The sequence below is a fragment of the Rhodococcus sp. PSBB066 genome (genome assembly GCF_017068255.1).
Lineage (GTDB): Bacteria > Actinomycetota > Actinomycetes > Mycobacteriales > Mycobacteriaceae > Rhodococcus > Rhodococcus aetherivorans.
This window is the reverse complement of record NZ_CP070859.1, coordinates 1,862,298-1,878,531: the sequence shown is the minus strand read 5'-3', so window position 1 is coordinate 1,878,531 and position 16,234 is coordinate 1,862,298. Positions and strand designations below refer to the sequence as shown.

General features: G+C 74.7%; 11 protein-coding genes. 8 read left to right on the top strand and 3 right to left on the bottom strand.

Going from position 1 to position 16,234, the window contains the following annotated elements:
- Positions 1-8 precede the first annotated feature (8 nt).
- Positions 9-4,205, top strand: a complete 4,197-nt coding sequence (locus JYA75_RS08775) for an alpha-(1->3)-arabinofuranosyltransferase (protein ID WP_239010550.1) — start codon at positions 9-11, stop codon at positions 4,203-4,205.
- Here the strand turns inward: JYA75_RS08775 and JYA75_RS08770 are convergent.
- On the bottom strand, positions 4,141-5,310 hold the full coding sequence (locus tag JYA75_RS08770) for an acyltransferase (protein ID WP_029546051.1): 1,170 nt from the start codon (positions 5,308-5,310) through the stop codon (positions 4,141-4,143). The two genes, JYA75_RS08775 and JYA75_RS08770, sit on opposite strands and share 65 nt — an antisense overlap.
- 191 nt (positions 5,311-5,501) lie before the next feature.
- Here JYA75_RS08770 and JYA75_RS08765 point away from each other — a divergent pair, with 191 nt between their 5' ends.
- The gene (locus JYA75_RS08765) at positions 5,502-6,722 is read left to right on the top strand and encodes a DUF3068 domain-containing protein (RefSeq protein WP_029546053.1); all 1,221 of its coding nucleotides are present in this window, start codon (positions 5,502-5,504) and stop codon (positions 6,720-6,722) included.
- 100 nt (positions 6,723-6,822) lie between these two features.
- Here the strand turns inward: JYA75_RS08765 and JYA75_RS08760 are convergent, their stop codons facing one another.
- Entirely contained in the window at positions 6,823-8,058 is a 1,236-nt protein-coding gene (locus JYA75_RS08760; RefSeq protein ID WP_029546055.1) for a polysaccharide biosynthesis protein, read from the bottom strand.
- Between the two features lie 87 nt (positions 8,059-8,145).
- On the opposite strand from JYA75_RS08760, the gene JYA75_RS08755 reads away from it, so the two are divergent.
- The gene (locus tag JYA75_RS08755; protein WP_203329884.1) at positions 8,146-9,903 is read left to right on the top strand and encodes a hypothetical protein; all 1,758 of its coding nucleotides are present in this window, start codon (positions 8,146-8,148) and stop codon (positions 9,901-9,903) included.
- Here JYA75_RS08755 and JYA75_RS08750 read toward each other — a convergent pair.
- Positions 9,808-11,043, bottom strand: coding sequence for a glycosyltransferase family 4 protein (locus JYA75_RS08750; protein ID WP_029546059.1), 1,236 nt, complete (start codon positions 11,041-11,043; stop codon positions 9,808-9,810). The genes JYA75_RS08755 and JYA75_RS08750 overlap by 96 nt on opposite strands.
- Positions 11,044-11,198: 155 nt before the next feature.
- Here JYA75_RS08750 and JYA75_RS08745 point away from each other — a divergent pair, with 155 nt between their 5' ends.
- The 5 genes from JYA75_RS08745 (at position 11,199) to JYA75_RS08725 (ending at position 16,221) form a co-directional block, all read left to right on the top strand.
- On the top strand, positions 11,199-11,954 hold the full coding sequence (locus JYA75_RS08745) for a class I SAM-dependent methyltransferase (protein ID WP_029546061.1): 756 nt from the start codon (positions 11,199-11,201) through the stop codon (positions 11,952-11,954).
- Positions 11,954-12,838 carry an ROK family protein gene (locus JYA75_RS08740; RefSeq protein ID WP_203329883.1) on the top strand — a complete coding sequence of 295 codons (885 nt, stop codon included), beginning with the start codon at positions 11,954-11,956 and terminating at the stop codon, positions 12,836-12,838. The genes JYA75_RS08745 and JYA75_RS08740 overlap by 1 nt, the downstream gene beginning before the upstream one ends.
- Positions 12,839-12,916: 78 nt before the next feature.
- On the top strand, positions 12,917-13,843 hold the full coding sequence (locus JYA75_RS08735) for a dienelactone hydrolase family protein (RefSeq protein WP_029546065.1): 927 nt from the start codon (positions 12,917-12,919) through the stop codon (positions 13,841-13,843).
- A 69-nt stretch (positions 13,844-13,912) separates the two neighbouring features.
- Entirely contained in the window at positions 13,913-15,067 is a 1,155-nt protein-coding gene (locus tag JYA75_RS08730) for a phosphotransferase family protein (protein ID WP_203329882.1), read from the top strand.
- A complete protein-coding gene (locus tag JYA75_RS08725; protein ID WP_203329881.1) occupies positions 15,064-16,221 on the top strand; it encodes a hypothetical protein in 1,158 nt (385 codons plus the stop codon). Before JYA75_RS08730 ends, JYA75_RS08725 begins: the two co-directional genes overlap by 4 nt.
- The last annotated feature ends 13 nt before the right edge of the window (positions 16,222-16,234 follow it).

Genomic DNA, 16,234 nt, shown 5'->3' with positions numbered 1-16,234 from the left:
GGGCCGCCGTGGTGTCGCTGCTGTTGGCGTTCGCGCAGGCCCCCGGCCTGATCGTCGCCGACACCAAGTACGACCTGACCCAGAACCCCCTCGGGTTCCTCACCCGCGCCGCCCACCAGTGGAGCAGCCTCGCCCCGCTCGGCCAGGTCCAGAACCAGGCGTACGGCTACTTCTTCCCGCACGGCTCCTTCTTCGCCGTCGGCCAGCTCCTGCACGTCCCCCCGTGGATCACCCAACGGGTGTGGTGGGCGCTGCTGCTGCTCGCCGGGTTCTGGGGCGTGGTGCGGCTCGCCGAGGCGCTCGGCGTCGGCAACCGTGGTTCCCGGCTGATCGCCGCGGCGGCGTTCGCACTCTCGCCCCGCGTGCTGACCACCCTCGGATCCATCTCGTCGGAGACGCTGCCGATGATGCTGGCGCCGTGGGTGTTGCTGCCGCTCGTGCGCTACCTCGACGGCGACCGGGCGCTCCCGCACCGGCGGGGAGCACCGCAGCTCGCCGCGCAGTCCGCCGTCGCGGTGGCCCTCATGGGCGCGATCAACGCCGTCGCCACCGTCGCCGCGTGCCTCGTCGCCGGGCTGTGGTGGATCGCGCACCGCCCGAACCGGCGGTGGTGGCGGTTCACGCTGTGGTGGATCCCGAGTTGCGTCGTCGCGGTGCTGTGGTGGATCGTGCCGCTGCTGCTGCTCGGCCGGGTCAGTCCCCCGTTCCTGGACTACATCGAATCGTCCGGGGTGACGACGCAGTGGACGTCGCTGGCGGAGGTGCTGCGCGGCACCGGCAGCTGGACCCCGTTCGTCTCCCCCGAGCGCATCGCCGGCGCGGTGCTCGTCACCCAGCCCGCGGCGGTCCTCGTCACCGGCCTGCTCGCCGCCGCGGGCCTCGCGGGGCTGGCGATGCGGTCGATGCCCGCCCGGGGGCGGTGGGCGCTGATCCTGTTCGCCGGCATCGCCGGGCTGGCCGCCGGGTACGTCGGTGAACTCGGCTCGCCGATCGCCGAGCAGGTGCGGTTCTTCCTGGATTCGGCCGGCGCCCCGCTGCGCAACGTGCACAAGCTCGAGCCGCTGGTGCGGTTGCCGCTCGTGCTCGGGCTCGCGCACCTGCTGCGCCGGGTACCGCTGCCCGGCGCGGTGCCGTGGCGGCAGGCCCGGACCGCGTTCGCCCACCCCGAACGCCAGCCCATGGTCGCGTTCACCACCCTGATCCTCGTGGCGCTGACCCTCGCGACGTCGCTCGCGTGGACCGGCCGGCTCGCCCCGCGCGGTGCCTACGACGCGGTGCCCGGATACTGGCACGAGACCGCCGCGTGGCTCGACGAGCACACCTCGGCCCGCGGGGAACGGGCGCTGATCGTGCCGGGCGCCCCGTTCGGCAGCCAGATCTGGGGCCTGACCCGCGACGAGCCGATCCAGCCGCTCGCGTCGACGCCGTGGGCCTCCCGCGACGCCGTGCCGCTCGTGCCGCCCGGCGCGATCCGGGCCCTGGACGCGGTGCAGCGGCACCTCGCCGACGGCCGGCCCACCCCCGGCCTGGCGGCGACGCTGCGCGGCCAGGGCATCGGCTACGTGGTGATCCGCAACGACCTCGACCCGGAGACGTCGCCGTCGGCGCGGCCGGTGCTCGTGCACCGGGCGATCGAGGGCTCCCCCGGGCTCGTGCGGGTCGCCGAGTTCGGCAACGAGATCACCCGGAACTTCGAGGAGGGCTTCACCGCCGACTCCGACCTGCGACCGGCCTACCGGGCGATCGAGATCTACCGCGTGGACGTGCCCGGCGCGCCGGTCGGCCCGTACGCCGTGGACGCGGCGACCGTTCCCCGCGTCCAGGGCGGTCCCGAGGCTCTGCTGCGGCTCGACGACGCCGAGCCGGGGAACACCGGCCCCGCGCTGCTCGCGGCCGACGCGAGCCGTGCCGGCCTGCCCGTCGGCGACGTCGTCGTCACCGACACCCCCACCGACCGGGAGACCGACTACGGCCAGGTCGACCACCACAGCTCGGCGATCCGCGCCGCCGGCGACCCGCGGCGCACCTACAACCTCGTGCCGGACTACCCGGTGCCGGACACCGACCTCGTGCGCGCCGAGTGGGAGGGCGCGCGGATCAGCGTGTCCAGCTCCGCGTCGGACGCCACCCAGCTCGGCGGCACCTCCGTCGGCAGCGGGCCGGCGGCCACCGTCGACGGCGACCCGACCACCGGCTGGCACAGCAACGGCCTCGAGTCCGCGGTCGGGCAATGGCTGCAACTCGACCTCGACCGGCCCATCGAGGCCGGGCTGCTCCGGCTGAGCACCAGCCCCGGCGCGATCGGCACGCCGGTGAAATGGCTCGAGGTGACCACCGACCGCGGCAGCACCGCCGTGCGCATCGAGAAGCCCGGCCGGGAACAGACGGTGGCGCTGCCGCTCGGACGGACGACCTGGATCCGGATCACCTCCACCCGCACCGAGGACGGATCCGTGGGCAACCAGTTCGGGCTGACCGAGGTGGCGGTGGACGACTTCACCGACCGGGACAACCCGCGGCCCGTCGACATCCGGCAGCGGATCGTGCTGCCGGACGTCGCCGCCGGGGCCGCCGTGCGGGGCTGGAACCTCGGTCAGGAACTGCCCGGCCGCGGCAGCTGCGTCGACACCCCCGACCGGGTGCGGTGCGCGCGGGGCCTGGCCGTCGCACCCGAGGAGCCGAACGTCTTCACCCGCACCCTGTCGGTGCCCGACGCGACGTCGGTGGCGCCGCAGCCGTGGGTGCGGGGACGGCCCGGCCCGGCGCTCGCCGAGGTCGCCGCGCTGCCGGACCGGGTGGTCGCCCGCGGCGCCGCCGACGTCGTGGACCTGCAGGGCTCCGCGTTCGCCGCCACCGACGGTGATCCGCGGACGACGTGGACGGCGTCGGAGGAGGCGGTGCGGCCCGGGGCACCGCGACCGACCCTCACCCTCGACCTGCCGTCCCCGCAGCTGGTCACCGGCCTCGAGGTGGCGCCGAGCCCGGGACCGCTGCCGGCGCGGCCGACCCGCGTCGCCGTCGACCTCGGCAACGGCCCGCAGGTGCGCGATATCGAATCATCAACAGCGACAATCGATCTCGAACCATACGTCACGGACCGGGTAGTGCTCAGCCTGGTCGGCTGGGACGACGTGCTGGACCAGACCGTGCTCGGCTTCGCCAAGGTCGGCCCGCCGGGACTGGCGGAGGTGACCGTGCTCGGCCCGGACGGGCCGATCGGCCCGCAGGACCCGGTGTACGAGCGGCAGGTCACCGTCGGGTGCGACGCCGGGCCCGTGCTGACCGTCGACGGCCGCACCTACCGGACGTCGGTCACCGCGACCGTCGCGGACCTCGCCGCGGGGGTCGAGGTGCCCGCCACCCTGTGCGACGAGACCGTCGCGCCGCTGCCCGCCGGGCACGTCGACGTCGAGCTGGACCCCGGCCAGGCGTTCACCGTCGGGACGCTGCGGCTGCCGGTGCCCGGCGCCGTGAGCCCGCCGTCGCCCGAACCCACCGAGCTCGCCGTCGGCACCTGGACGGAGAACCTGCGCGAACTCGAGGTGCCTGCGGCCGAGCGGGAGCGGATCGTCGTCGTGCCGGAGAGCACCAACGTCGGCTGGGTCGCCACGGCCGCGGACGGCACCGAACTGACGCCCGTGGTGGTCGACGGCTGGCAGCAGGGCTGGGTCGTGCCCGCCGGGGCCGGTGGCACCGTGACGCTCGAGTTCGCCACCGACCGCTGGTACCGCCTCGGCATCTTCGGCGGTCTGCTCCTGCTGCTGCCGCTGTTCGCGCTCGCGGCCTGGCCGCGCCGGCGCCCCGTCGCCAACCCGGGGCCGCCGCCACGGGTGTGGGGCAGCACCACCGTCGGCTTCGCCGGCGTGCTGGCCGTCGCGACCCTCGCGGCCGGTGCGGTGGGCGCGGCGACGACGATCGTCGCGGCGGTGGCGATCGTGGCGGTGGGCGCGCGCTGGGGCCGCGACGTGGCCGCCCGCACGCTCGTCGTCGTGACCGGGGCCGCCACCATGACGGCGATGGCGTTGCTGTCCACCGGGCCGTGGCGAGCGCCGGGCGGCTACGTCGGGCACTCGTTCGCGATCCAGTTCGCTGCGCTGTGCGGGCTCGTCGCGCTGGGGCTCGCGGCGCTGCCGGTCTCGCTCAGGGCGCGGCGGAGTCTGCGACGCGTTCTGCGGTGGTCGCGACGCGGCGCTGGCGGCGCCTGACCTCCCGGCGCACCGGCTCCTCGACGAGCGCGTAGCTGACCGACGCGACGGCGATGCTCAGCACCAGCGTGACCGCGAGCACGAACCAGAAGTCGCCCTGGAACGGGATGAGCCCGAAGACCGGGAAGACGATGGACAGCACCGCCAGGTGCCAGATGAAGATGCCGTACGACCATCGGCCCACGGTCAGCGCCGGCCCGCTCGCCAGGATGCGGTGCTCGGCGCGCGGCGCGAGGACGAGCGGCGCCAGCAACGCGAAACTCATGAGCGCACCGAGGAGGATCTTGCCGTTGTACTGCCACGGCTCGAGCGTCACGAGCCCCTCCGGCCCACCGAGGGACGTGGTGGACAACGCGAATGCGGCCACGGCGATCCCCGCCATGAGCACCCGGTGGGAGGCGAGCCGGTGCACCCAGGTCCGTTCGCCCGACACGAGTTCGGCGAGCAGCATGCCGGCGCCGAACCACGGCAGATAACCCGGCAGCCAGTTGTCGTGGTTGATGTGGCCCGGGGTGGGGACCGGCAGCCACGCCCACACCAGCGACAGCGCGCTCACGGCGAGCAGCAGCGGGACGCGGAACCGGGCCCGGTCGCCGCGCAGCCCGGCGAGCGCCGCGGCGAACAGCGGCAGCAACAGATAGAAGGCCACCTCCACGGACAGGCTCCACATCTGGGTCAGTCCCTCGGTGAGGCTCAGCGGCACGAACACCTGCACCAGGGTCAGGTTCGCCAGCCACAGCCGCCAGCCGCTGCCCGCCCCGGGCAGCAGGAGCAGCACGACGCACACCACCACCCAGTACGCGGGCAGGATGCGGGTGGCCCGCGACAGCAGGTAACGCCCGGCGGGCGGCGCGGCCCCGAGACCACGCGCGGCCGCCGCGTGCGGCCGCCACAACAGGAAGCCCGACAACGCGAAGAACAGGGCGACGGCCAGGTCGAACCGGCCCCAGATGCGGCCGAGCACCGGATCGTCCACCGCCCCGGTCTGGAACGCCACGTGCGTGATCAGGACACCGACGGCGGCGAATCCGCGCATGCCCTCGAGCGCCGGCAGGAATCCGGAGATCGCGGAAGCCGGGGCGACGGGCGGGGTGGTGCTGGTCATCGAGGACAGTCTGCCCGGTGGGGTCGTGGCGGGGAAGCCGGGATCTCGAGTCCGCGCGGTGGCGCGCGCCGGGCGGCTGCCCTGTTAGTGTCTGGGCTCACGTGGTATTCGCGAGCCGGATGCCAGGCGATCCGTGCAGACCGGCTGCCGGTGGGGGTACTCGATGGAACCGTTGAGTGAGGAGACACAGCATGGCTGAGCGTTCGGGCTCGGGCCGGAAACTGGCATTGGCGTTGGTGGGCCTGGGCGCCTTCCTTATTGTCGCGGCGATACTGATCCCGACCTATACCGTCGGCAAGCTCGCCAAGACGCCGCTGGATCTCGAGGTGACCACGGTCGCCGAGGGCACCGGCGACATCCTCAACGCGCGGGCACTGCTGTCGGGGCGGGCGCAGGTCGACACCGACGTGCCGATCGTGGCGCAGCGGTTCGTCACCGTGGAGGAGCCGTCGGACGCCGACATCATGACCCTGCAGGCCGGCCAGACGGTCCGTCGCCTGGACATGCAGGGTGACACGGGCCTGGTCTCCGCCACCGTCGACCGGGTCACCGTGGACCGGGTCAGCGGCATGCCCGTCACCCAGGAGGAGAACCCGGACGCCGTCAGCACCATCCAGACCTCGGCGACGGCGCCGCCGGCGGAGATCCCGAACCGCGACGGCCTGCAGTACCGCTTCCCGTTCGGCACCGAGCAGAAGTCGTACCCGTACTTCGATCTGAACGCGCGCGAGACGTTCCCGATCGACTACATCGACGAGACCGAGATCAACGGCGTCAAGGTCTACCACTTCCGGCACGAGGTCGGGCCGATCGACCTGTCCACGGTCGATCCGTCGGTGCCGACCTACAAGCTGAGCCTGCCCGCCTCCACGTGGGGCGTCGAGGGCGGCGAGACGCCGGTGACCATGACCCGGTGGTACACCAACGTTCGTGACCTGTGGGTCGAGCCGGAGACCGGCGTCGTCATCAAGGGCCAGGAGCAGCAGTACCAGTACTACGCCCGCGAGGCGAACCGTCCCGAGGTGACGGTGCTGCAGGTGAGCCTGCCGTTCAACGAGGACACCATCGAGTTCCAGGTGGACCAGGCCAAGAACGGCATCGACACCCTCAGCCTCTTCGGTCGCACCGTGCCGATCATCCTCGGCATCCTCGGTCTGATCTCCCTGATCGCCGGCATCGTGCTCGGCCTGCGCGGCGGCAGCGGCCGCACCGGCCGTCCCGTCGCCGCGACGGGCGGCCCGACCGCCCCGGCCGGCCCGGCCCATGCCGCGCCGGGACAGCGCGACTGGACCAGCGACCGCACCGAGGAGATCCCCCGCACGGACGCTCCCCCGCAGCAGCGGGACTGGACCACCGACCAGACGCAGGAGATCCCGCGCACCGACCTGCGCAAGGAACCGCCGCAGCAGTAGGCACGAGCGCCGATGCCCCTCCCCGATCCGCTCGGGGAGGGGCATCGGCGTTTTCGTGGGCGCGCTCGTTCGGCCCGCGGCAACCGAATGTCACACGGGGTCAGTCGGATCGAACAGCTGTCACATTCGGCCCCGCGGGGTGGGCCGCGCGGACCGCCAGCACGGAGACCACCGTGGCGGTGACGGCCGCGACGGCCACGGCGACGAGCACGAACTGCCGGGTGGTGGACGCGACGGTGAGCATGAGGGTGGCCTCCACCGCGAGGCCGGCCCACGCGACGGCGGCGAGATGGGTGCGCTCGCCCGCGATCGCGGACAGCAGTGCCCCCTGCAGCACCGCCAGGCACGCGCCCTGCAGCGCGAACAGCCACAGCAGCGACTGCACCGGGGCGTACGCGTCGCCGACGAGCAGCGGCACCAGCGGCGCACACACCGCCGCCCCGGCGACGAGGACCGCGCCGATCCCGACGAGGACGGCCAGGGCGGACCGGACGGCGGCCGCGGACTGGGCGGGGTTGGCCATCCGCGGGTACAGCACCACCCCGACGGCCTGCGGCAGCCAGAACGCGACCTTCGTCGCGACGGCGCCGAGCGCGTACAGCCCGGCATCCTCCGGGTCGAGCACGGCGCGGGCGAGCAGCAGGTCCAGCGAGGTCAGGGCGATCAGCGCCAGCTGCACCTGGGAGGCGCGCAGTACCGCGGGCACGCCGACCGCCGGGGCGGCACCCGACTCCGGTCCCGCCGGGGAGCTCGACACGAGCGCGGCGGCCCCGGCCGCGACGAACCCGGTGCCGACCGCCCCGGCGAACAGCGCCGCCCCGGGCCCGCCGCCGGCGGCGAGCACCGCGACGGCGGGCACGACCTTCGCCACGCCGGCCGCGGCGAGGACGACACTGAGCGCGCCGAACCGTCCCCGCCCCTGCAGCAGGCCCTGCTCGGCGGCGAGCAGCACCAGCAGCGGCGCGGTGACGAGCGAGCCGAGGGCACCGGCGACGCTGGTGTCGAGGGCCCACGCGACGAGCGGCACGACGGCCAGCGCGACGAACCCGGCGAGGCCCGCGCAGCGGTACCCGAGACGGCGCAGGGACGCGGTGCCGGCACCGAGCACGGTCTCCCGGGCGACGACCGTCTGCAGCGCGAGCGCCGGCACGGCCAGCACCAACTGGGCGGCCAGCAGGCCGGCGAACTCGCCGTACCCCGCGGGGCCGAGCCACTGGGCGGCCGGCAGGTGCAGCAGGTAGGAGGCCAGGTTGGCGGTCATGGCCCCGGCGGTCACCATCGTCATCCCGGCGACGGTGGTTCCGGTGGCCGAGCGCGGCGTCTCAGGTCGCGGCATCGGACCATGGTTGCACGCCGCCGGGTGCGGGCGGCGAGGCACCGGATCCGGACCGGGGTGCCGGGGCGGGCTGGGTATTGTGCGGCCATGCCCAGGCCGGTGTCGCTGCGTCCCGCTGTCCCGGCCCTCTACAGCCTGGCCCTGGCGGTCGTGGTGCTCGGGCCGCTGCTCGTCTCCCCCGGTTACCTGCTGTTGCGCGACGCGGTGAGCACCCCGCGGTCCTTCCTGACGGATTCGGCGCTGGGTCTGACCGACGCCGCGGCGCGGGCGGTGCCGCAGGACGCGTTGCTGGCGACGGCGAGTGCGGTGGTGGACGGCGGTGTGGTGGTGACGGCGCTGCTCACCGGCGCCCTGTGGGCGGCCGGTTGGGGCGGCGCCCGCCTGGTGGCGGTGCTGTTGCCGGCGGCCGGTCTGCCGGCGCGGCTGGTGGCGGCGACGGTGTTCGTGTGGAACCCGTACGTGGCGGAGCGGCTGCTGCAGGGGCACTGGAGCCTGCTGGTGGGCTACGCGGCGCTGCCGTGGACGGTGGTGACGTCGGTGGCGGTGCGACGGGGCGCCCGCTCCGGGTGGGCGTCGCTGGCGGTGTGCCTGGGCGCGGCGGGGCTGACGCCGACGGGCGCGCTGCTGGCGTCGGTGACGGCGCTGGCCGTGCTGGCCGCCCCGGGCGGGCGGTCCCCACTGCTTCCCCGTCTCGCGGGCGCGGTGGCGCTGGCGACTGCGGTGGCGGCGCCGTGGCTGGTGGCGACGGCCGTGTCCGGCGGCGCGGGCGACGGGTCGGATCCGGCGGGGGTGCGGGCGTTCGCGGCGCGGGCCGAGCCCGCGCTGGGCACGCTCGGCAGCGTGGCGGGGCTCGGGGGCATCTGGAACGCCGACGCGGTGCCCGGTTCGCGGGCGACGGTGTGGGCGCTGGTCGGCACGGCGGCGCTGCTGCTGGTGGTGGCGTGCGGGGTGCCGGCGCTGTGGCGGCGCCGGCGCAACCCGGTGCTGGGGGTGCTGACGGCGCTGGCGGCGGTCGCGGTGCTCGGTCCGGCCCTCGCGGCGACGGGGACGGGGTTGCGGGCCGGAGCGTGGGCGATGGTGCACGTGCCGGGCGCGGGTCTGCTGCGCGACACCCAGAAGTGGGTGGCGTGGGCGGTGCCGCTGTACGCGCTGGCTGCCGCGGCAGGTGTCGGCACGGTGCGCGGGCGGTTCGGCGGCCGGGCCGGCGCCTGGGCCACGGCGGCCGCGCTGACCGTGCTGCTGGCCCTTCCGGATCTGGCGTGGGGCGTGGGCGGGCGGGTGCGGCCGGTGCAGTATCCGGACGCGTGGCAGCGGGTCGCGGCGGCGGTGCCGGCGGGCGCCGGCGACGTGGCGGTGCTGCCGGCCGGAATGTTCCGGCGATTCGAGTTCAGCGGCGCCGCACCGGTTCTCGATCCGGCACCTCGGATGCTGCGCGCGGACGTGCTGCAGTCCGGGGAGCTGATCGTCGCCGGCGGCACCGTCGCCGGCGAGGGTCGGGGCGCCGCGGAGGTGGAGCGCCTGCTGCTGGCCGGGGCGGCGCCGGCCGACCTCGCTGCCCACGGCGTGGGCTGGGTGCTCGTCGAGCACGGCACGCCCGGGGACCTCGGCGACTCGGCCCGCGGACCCGAGCAGCTCGAGCCGGTGTTCTCCGATGCCGCGCTGTCGCTGTACCGGGTGCCGGGGGTCGACGGGACGCGGTCGGACGACCGGACGGCGGCGATCGCCGCGCACGCACTGTGGGCGGCGGTGTCAGCAGGCGGGCTCGTGGGCCTGCTGGTCCTGCGACGGCCCGCCCGGCGCCGCGAGCACCACGGCGGCCTCCGCCGGGCGCGGGAACAGTCCTGAGACGCGGCGGCCCGCGGCCGTCGCGGCGAGCACCTCGTGCACCCCGTCGCCGGTCGCGGACCAGGAGAACTCTGCGGCCCGCACCCGGGCCTTGCCGCCGAGGGTGCGGCGACGATCCGCGTCGGCGAGCAGGTCGGCGACGGCGTCGGTGAGCTCGTCCGCGGAGTCGACGAGCACGCCGGTGACGCCGTCGATGATCGAGTCGGTCAGTCCCCGCGAGCTGCGGTAGCCGACGGTGGGCACGCCGTGCTGCGCGGCCTCGACGACGGCCAGCCCCCAGCCCTCCTTGCGCGACGGCATCACGTGCACCCAGGACCGGGAGAGCAGTTCGTGCTTGCGGTCCTCGGCGACGTGGCCGTGGAAGGTGACGGCATCGGTGATGCCGAGGTCCGCGGCGGCCGCGCGCAGGTTCCTCTCCCACCAGCCGCCGCCGATGACGTCGAGGTGCAGGCCGGGGACGCGGTCGCGCAGCGCGGCGACGGCGGCGAGGGCGTCCTCGATCTGCTTGTGCGGCACGAGCCGCGACAGCACGCACACGGTGGGGTGCGCGGTGCGGGTGTGTTCGTCGCCGGGCTCGACCCCGGCGGGGACGGCGTCGGCGCCGTTGCGGACGACGGCGATGCGGTCACGGTCGACGCCGAGGGCCATCAGTTCGTCGGCGGACGGCAACGACACGGTCAGGTACTGGTCGTCGCGGTGCAGGCGCGGCGACAGGGCGGACTCGATCCACCAGCCGAGCCTGGCCATGACGCGGCCGGCGACGGGCCACTGCTCACGGTGGCAGTGGTGCACGAGCACGGTCACGGGCGCGCCGGCGACGAGGCGGGCGAAGAACGGGATGCCGTTCTGGGTGTCGATCACCGCGTCGGGCCGGAGGTGGCGCAGCGGACCGAAGCCGAGACGGCCGGCGGCGATCGCGGCGAGGGCGCGGGGGTAGACGGTGAGCCGGCCGCCGCCGCGGCTGACGGTGATGCCGTCGATCTCGTCGCGGCCGGGGGCGCCGGGGTAGGCGGCGGTGCGGAGGGTGACGCGGATGCCGCGCGCGGCGAGCTGGGCGCCGACCTGTTCGAGGTAGCGTTCGCTGCCCCCACCCTGGGGATGCCCGGTGTCGCGCCAGCACAGCAACAGAACCTCGCGCACGTGGCGACCCCCTGTGGTTCGTCGTCGACGGTTGTATCCCGGAACACAGTAACGGGTGCGGGGCCGCCCGCGGTGGAGGGTTACCGGCGGGTAGTGCGGTGCGGTGGCCGCTATGGTTGCTCCTCGTGGTTGTTCCGACCCTGCCCGTCCCCCCGGTGGCTCGAACCTTCGCCCGGCGCGCGACCCTGCGCCGGTCCGTCGGGCTGCTCGGCGACTTCCGGCACGAGCAGTCCGCGCCCGAGTTGTTCTACGGGGCGCTCGCGCGCGACACAGTGGAACTGATCGGTGATCTGTACGCGGGCCTGACCGGCCGGGACCTGACCGGCACGACCGTCGTCGACGTGGGCGGCGGGCCGGGGTACTTCGCGGAGGTGTTCGGCGCGTCGGGCGCCCGCTACGTGCCGGTCGAGCCGGATCCGTCGGAGATGCACGCGGCCGGTCTCGCGGTGGGCGGGTCGATCCGTGGCTCGGGCCTCGCGCTGCCGCTGCGCACGGGATCGGTGGACGTGTGCTTCTCCTCGAACGTCGCCGAGCACGTGGCGCAGCCGTGGGTGATGGCCGACGAGATGCTGCGGGTGACGCGGCCGGGCGGGCTGACGGTGCTGTCGTACACCCTGTGGTGGGGCCCGTTCGGCGGGCACGAGACCGGCCCGTGGCACGCGTTCGGCGGCGAGTACGCGGCGCGGCGCTACGCCCGCCGGCACGGGCGGGAGCCGAAGAACCGGTACGGGGTCTCGTTGTTCGAGGTGGGTTGCGGCGACGGGCTGCGGTGGGCGCGTTCGACGCCGCACGGCGAGCTGCTGGCCGCGTTCCCGCGGTACCACCCGCGCTGGGCGTGGTGGCTGGTGCGGGTCCCCGCGGTGCGGGAGTTCCTGGTCAGCAATCTGGTACTCGTGCTGCGCAGGCGCTGATGGTCGCGCTCGCCCTCGACGTCGGCGGCACCAAGATGGCGGCCGCCCGCGTCCGCGCCGACGGCACGCTCGACGCACCGCGGACGGTGCCGACGCCCGCGGCCGGCGTGTGGGCGGCATGCGCGGAGCTGTTGCGGCGGGTCGCCGCGGGAGCCGAGGTGACGGCCGTGGGGATCGCGAGCGCCGGGCCGGTCGACGTCGGCGCCGGTGCGGTGGCGCCGATCAACATCGGCGAGTGGGCGGGCGGTTTCGGCCTGGTCGACGCCGTGCGCGGCCTGTTCCCGCGGTCGCGGGTGCGGCTCGCGGTCGACGGGGCCGCGGCCGCGCTGGCCGAGCACCGGCTCGGGGCGGGCCGGGGTGCGACGGACCTCGTCGGCGTCGTGGTCTCGACCGGCATCGGCGGCGGTCTGGTGCTGGGCGGCCGGATCGCCGGGGGCCGGACGGGCAATGCGGGCCACATCGGGCACATGGTGTCGAGCGTGGGCGCCGACCCGTGCGCGTGCGGGGGTGTCGGGTGCGTCGAGACCGTGGCGAGCGGGCCGGCCGCGGTGCGGTGGGCGCGGGAGCACGGCTGGTCCGGTGCCGACGGGGCGGCGCTGGCCCGCGCCGCGGGCGCGGGAGATCCGGTCGCGGTCGCGGCCCTGGGGCGTGCGGGGGCGGCGCTCGGGGAGGTGTTCGCGTCGGCCGCGGCGCTGGTGGACGTGGACCTCGTGGTGGTCGGCGGCGGGTTCGCGCAGGCCGGGGAGCCGATGTGGCGGCCGATGCGCGAGGCCGCGGCCCGGCACGCGCGGCTGCCGTTCCTGACCGGGCTGGAGATCGTGCCGGCGCGGCTCGCCGCCGTGGGGACCCTGACCGGGGCCGGGATCCTGGCCGTCGGGGACTGAGCTTCGGCGCGAATCGCCCGCACCGCGGCCCCCGTCGCGTCACAATACGAAGACAGTGTCCTCGGGACGGGAGCGGCCATGACGCCTTTCCAGCGCTACATCGCCGAGGAGATCGCGGTGGACCACGCCGACGGTCTGCTCACCCGCCGCGAGGCGCTGCGACGGCTGGGGCTGCTGGGGCTCACCCTCACCGCGGCATCCTCGCTGCTCGCCGCCTGCGCAAACGAGAACGGCTCGCCCGCAACGCCTTCCGCGACTCCGGGAGCGACCTCGGGCACTCCGGCCCCGACGTCGCCGGTGGCGCCGCCGGGCAGCGCAGATGCCGTTGCGACGGAGGCGATCACGTTCCCCGGCCCGGACGGGCGGACGCTGCAGGGTGCGTGGGCGCCGGCGGCGGACCCGCGGGGCGCCGTGCTCGTGGTCCATGAGAACAAGGGGCTCAACGACCACATCCGATCGGTGGCCGGGCGCCTGGCGGGGGCGGGCTACTCGGCACTCGCGATCGACCTGCTCTCCGAGGAGGGGGGCACAGCGTCGTTCGCCGACCCGGCGCAGGCCACGGCCGCACTGAGTACCGTTCCGCCGCAACGATTCTCCCAGGACATGCGCTCGGGCATCGACGAGTTGACGCGACGGGTGCCCGACCGGCGCATCGGGGCCGTGGGGTTCTGCTTCGGCGGCGGCATGACGTGGCTGCTGCTGACGACCGGCGACCCGCGCCTCGCGGCGGCCGTCCCGTTCTACGGACCGCTGCCCGACGGCGCCGACTTCGCCGGGTCGCGGGCCGCCGTCCTCGCGGTCTACGCCGAACTCGACCAGCGGGTGAACGCGTCGCGGGACGCGGCGACCGCCGCCCTCGAGCGCGCGGGCCTGGTGCACGAGGTGGTGACCTACCCCGGCGCCGACCATGCGTTCTTCAACGACACCGGACCGCGGTACAACGCGGACGCGGCCGCGCAGGCATACGACCGCATGCTCGCCTGGTTCGGGACACACCTCGGCTGACCCCTTCCGAAAACTTGTAACGTGTTCTAGTGTTCGAGGTCACAGCCCCGGTGGCCGGAAGGAGAGCGCGTGAGCATCGACCCCGACGCGTCGGCGCACGGCGCCCAGGACGGCTCCGCCCACGATGCCGAGGTCGCGCGCCCCCGCGACTCCCGCCGGGATCCCGGACAGGTCCGCGAGAACCTGCAGCGCTGGCTCGCCACCAAGGTCACCGCCCCCGTCGTCGAGAACGTGCACCTCCCCGAGACCACCGGCATGTCCAGCGAGACGCTGCTGTTCGACGCCCGCTGGGACGGCACCGACCATCCGCTCGTCGCCCGCGTCGCCCCCGCCGACACCACCGTGCCCGTCTTCCCCGCCTACGACCTCGAGGGCCAGGCCCGGGTCATGCGCGCCGTCGGCGAGCACTCCACCGTCCCCGTCCCCCCGGTGCACTGGTACGAGCCCGATCCCGCGCCGCTCGGGGCCCCGTTCTTCGTCATGACCCGGGTGGCGGGCCGGGTGCCACCGGATGTCATGCCGTACAACTTCGGCTCCTGGGTCACCGAGGCCGGCGACGCCGAGCGTGCCGCCATGCAGGACGCGTGCGTCGACGTGCTGGCCCGGATCCACGACGTCGCCCCGGTGGCCGCCGGGCTGGGACCGGCCGGCACCGTCACCGACGCCGTCCGGGCGCACCTGGACCGGCAGCGCTCCTACTACGAGTGGACGACCCGCACCGGTGGTCCCCGCTCCCCGCTCGTCGAACGTGCGCTCGCCTGGCTCGACGCCCGTTGCCCCGACGACCGCTCGCCCGCGGTGCTGCGCTGGGGCGACGCGCGGATCGGCAACATCCTGTTCGACGGTTTCCGGCCCGTCGCGGTGCTCGACTGGGAGCTGGCCACCCTCGGCGCCCGCGAGATGGACCTGGCCTGGATGACGTTCCTGCACAGGTTCTTCGAGGACATCGCCGCCACGGCGGGGCTGCCCGGCCTGCCGGGCTTCCTGCGCCTGGACGACGTCGCCCGCGCATACGCGCAGCGCACCGGCCAGGTCCCGCGCGACCTGCACTTCTACACCGTCCACGCGGCGCTGCAGCACGCGATCATCATGCTGCGCATCCACACTCGCGCGGTGCATTTCGGCCAGGCGCAGCCACCCGGCGATCCCGACGACGCGATCATGCACCGCGCCGCCCTCGAAGCCATGCTCGACGGCACCGACCGGCAGGGGGCGGCGCCGTGAGTTCCCTCTCCCCCCTGGACGACTACCCCGTCCACCAGACGGCCGAACCGATCCGGCGCGTCGCCACGTCCGACCGCAACTTCTACGACCGGTACTACTTCAACTGCTACCCCGCCGACACCACCGACCTGTTCCTGATCGTCGGCATGGGCCAGTACCCGAATCTCGGTGTGGCCGACGGTTTCGCGGTGCTGCGCCGCGGCGACGACCACCTCGTCGTGCGGGCCTCGCGGGCCCTGGGGACCGATCGCACCGACACCACCGTCGGCCCGCTGCGGGTGGAGGTGCTCGAGGGGCTGCGGCGGCTGCGGGTGGTGCTCGAGCCCGGCCATGCCGAAACCGCCGACCTGTCATTCGATCTCACGTTCGACGGGGTCGTCCCCGCCACCGAGGAGACCCCGCAGCGGCTGCGCCGGCTCGAGCGCGTCGTCATGGACACGTCCCGGTTCGTGCAGACCGGCCGGTGGGCGGGCACCCTCACCGTCGACGGCCGGACCCGGCAGGTGGACCCGGGCACGTGGCTCGGCAACCGCGACCGCTCCTGGGGGGTGCGGCCCGTCGGGGAGCCCGAGCCGCCCGGGCGCACGGCCCACGAGGGCACGCCCGGATTCTTCTGGATCTACTCGGTGATGCAGTTCGACGACGACACGATCGTCACTATCGTGCAGGAAGACGACCACGGCCGCCGGCTGGTCGAGGAGGCGGTCCGGATCCGGCCCGGCGCCGAGCCCGAATGGCTGGGCCGGCCGGAACATCGGCTGGTGTTCGCGCCGGGCACCCGCAACGTCACGGGGGCGACGCTGACGTTCCACCGGCCCGGCTGCGAGGCGGTGACCGTCGAATGCGAACTGCTGGTGCCGAACCTGCTCGGCATCGGCACCGGGTACGGACTCGAACAGGACTGGCGGCACGGCATGTGGCAGGGCGAACTGGTCGTGCAGGCGCTGCGCCGCGACGTCCGGGAGATCGATCCGGCGCTGCTGATGTTCTGTCCCACCGACCATCTCGCGCGGTTCCGGATCGCCGGGTCGGACACCGTCGGCACCGGACTGTTCGAGGTCGCCGTGATCGGACCGCACCGGCAGTACGGCTTCACCGGGTTCGCCGACCCCCACCCCGCGCACGACAACGACCGAGCGACATCCGACCAGTAGAAACCAGGACCGT

Excerpts from the sequence above, each read along its gene's own strand:
- JYA75_RS08770 (WP_029546051.1), bottom strand. The coding sequence starts at position 5,310 with ATGACCAGCACCACCCCGCCCGTCGCCCCGGCTTCCGCGATCTCCGGA.
- JYA75_RS08765 (WP_029546053.1), top strand. The coding sequence starts at position 5,502 with ATGGCTGAGCGTTCGGGCTCGGGCCGGAAACTGGCATTGGCGTTGGTG.
- JYA75_RS08760 (WP_029546055.1), bottom strand. The coding sequence starts at position 8,058 with ATGCCGCGACCTGAGACGCCGCGCTCGGCCACCGGAACCACCGTCGCC.
- JYA75_RS08755 (WP_203329884.1), top strand. The coding sequence starts at position 8,146 with ATGCCCAGGCCGGTGTCGCTGCGTCCCGCTGTCCCGGCCCTCTACAGC.
- JYA75_RS08740 (WP_203329883.1), top strand. The coding sequence starts at position 11,954 with ATGGTCGCGCTCGCCCTCGACGTCGGCGGCACCAAGATGGCGGCCGCC.
- JYA75_RS08735 (WP_029546065.1), top strand. The coding sequence starts at position 12,917 with ATGACGCCTTTCCAGCGCTACATCGCCGAGGAGATCGCGGTGGACCAC.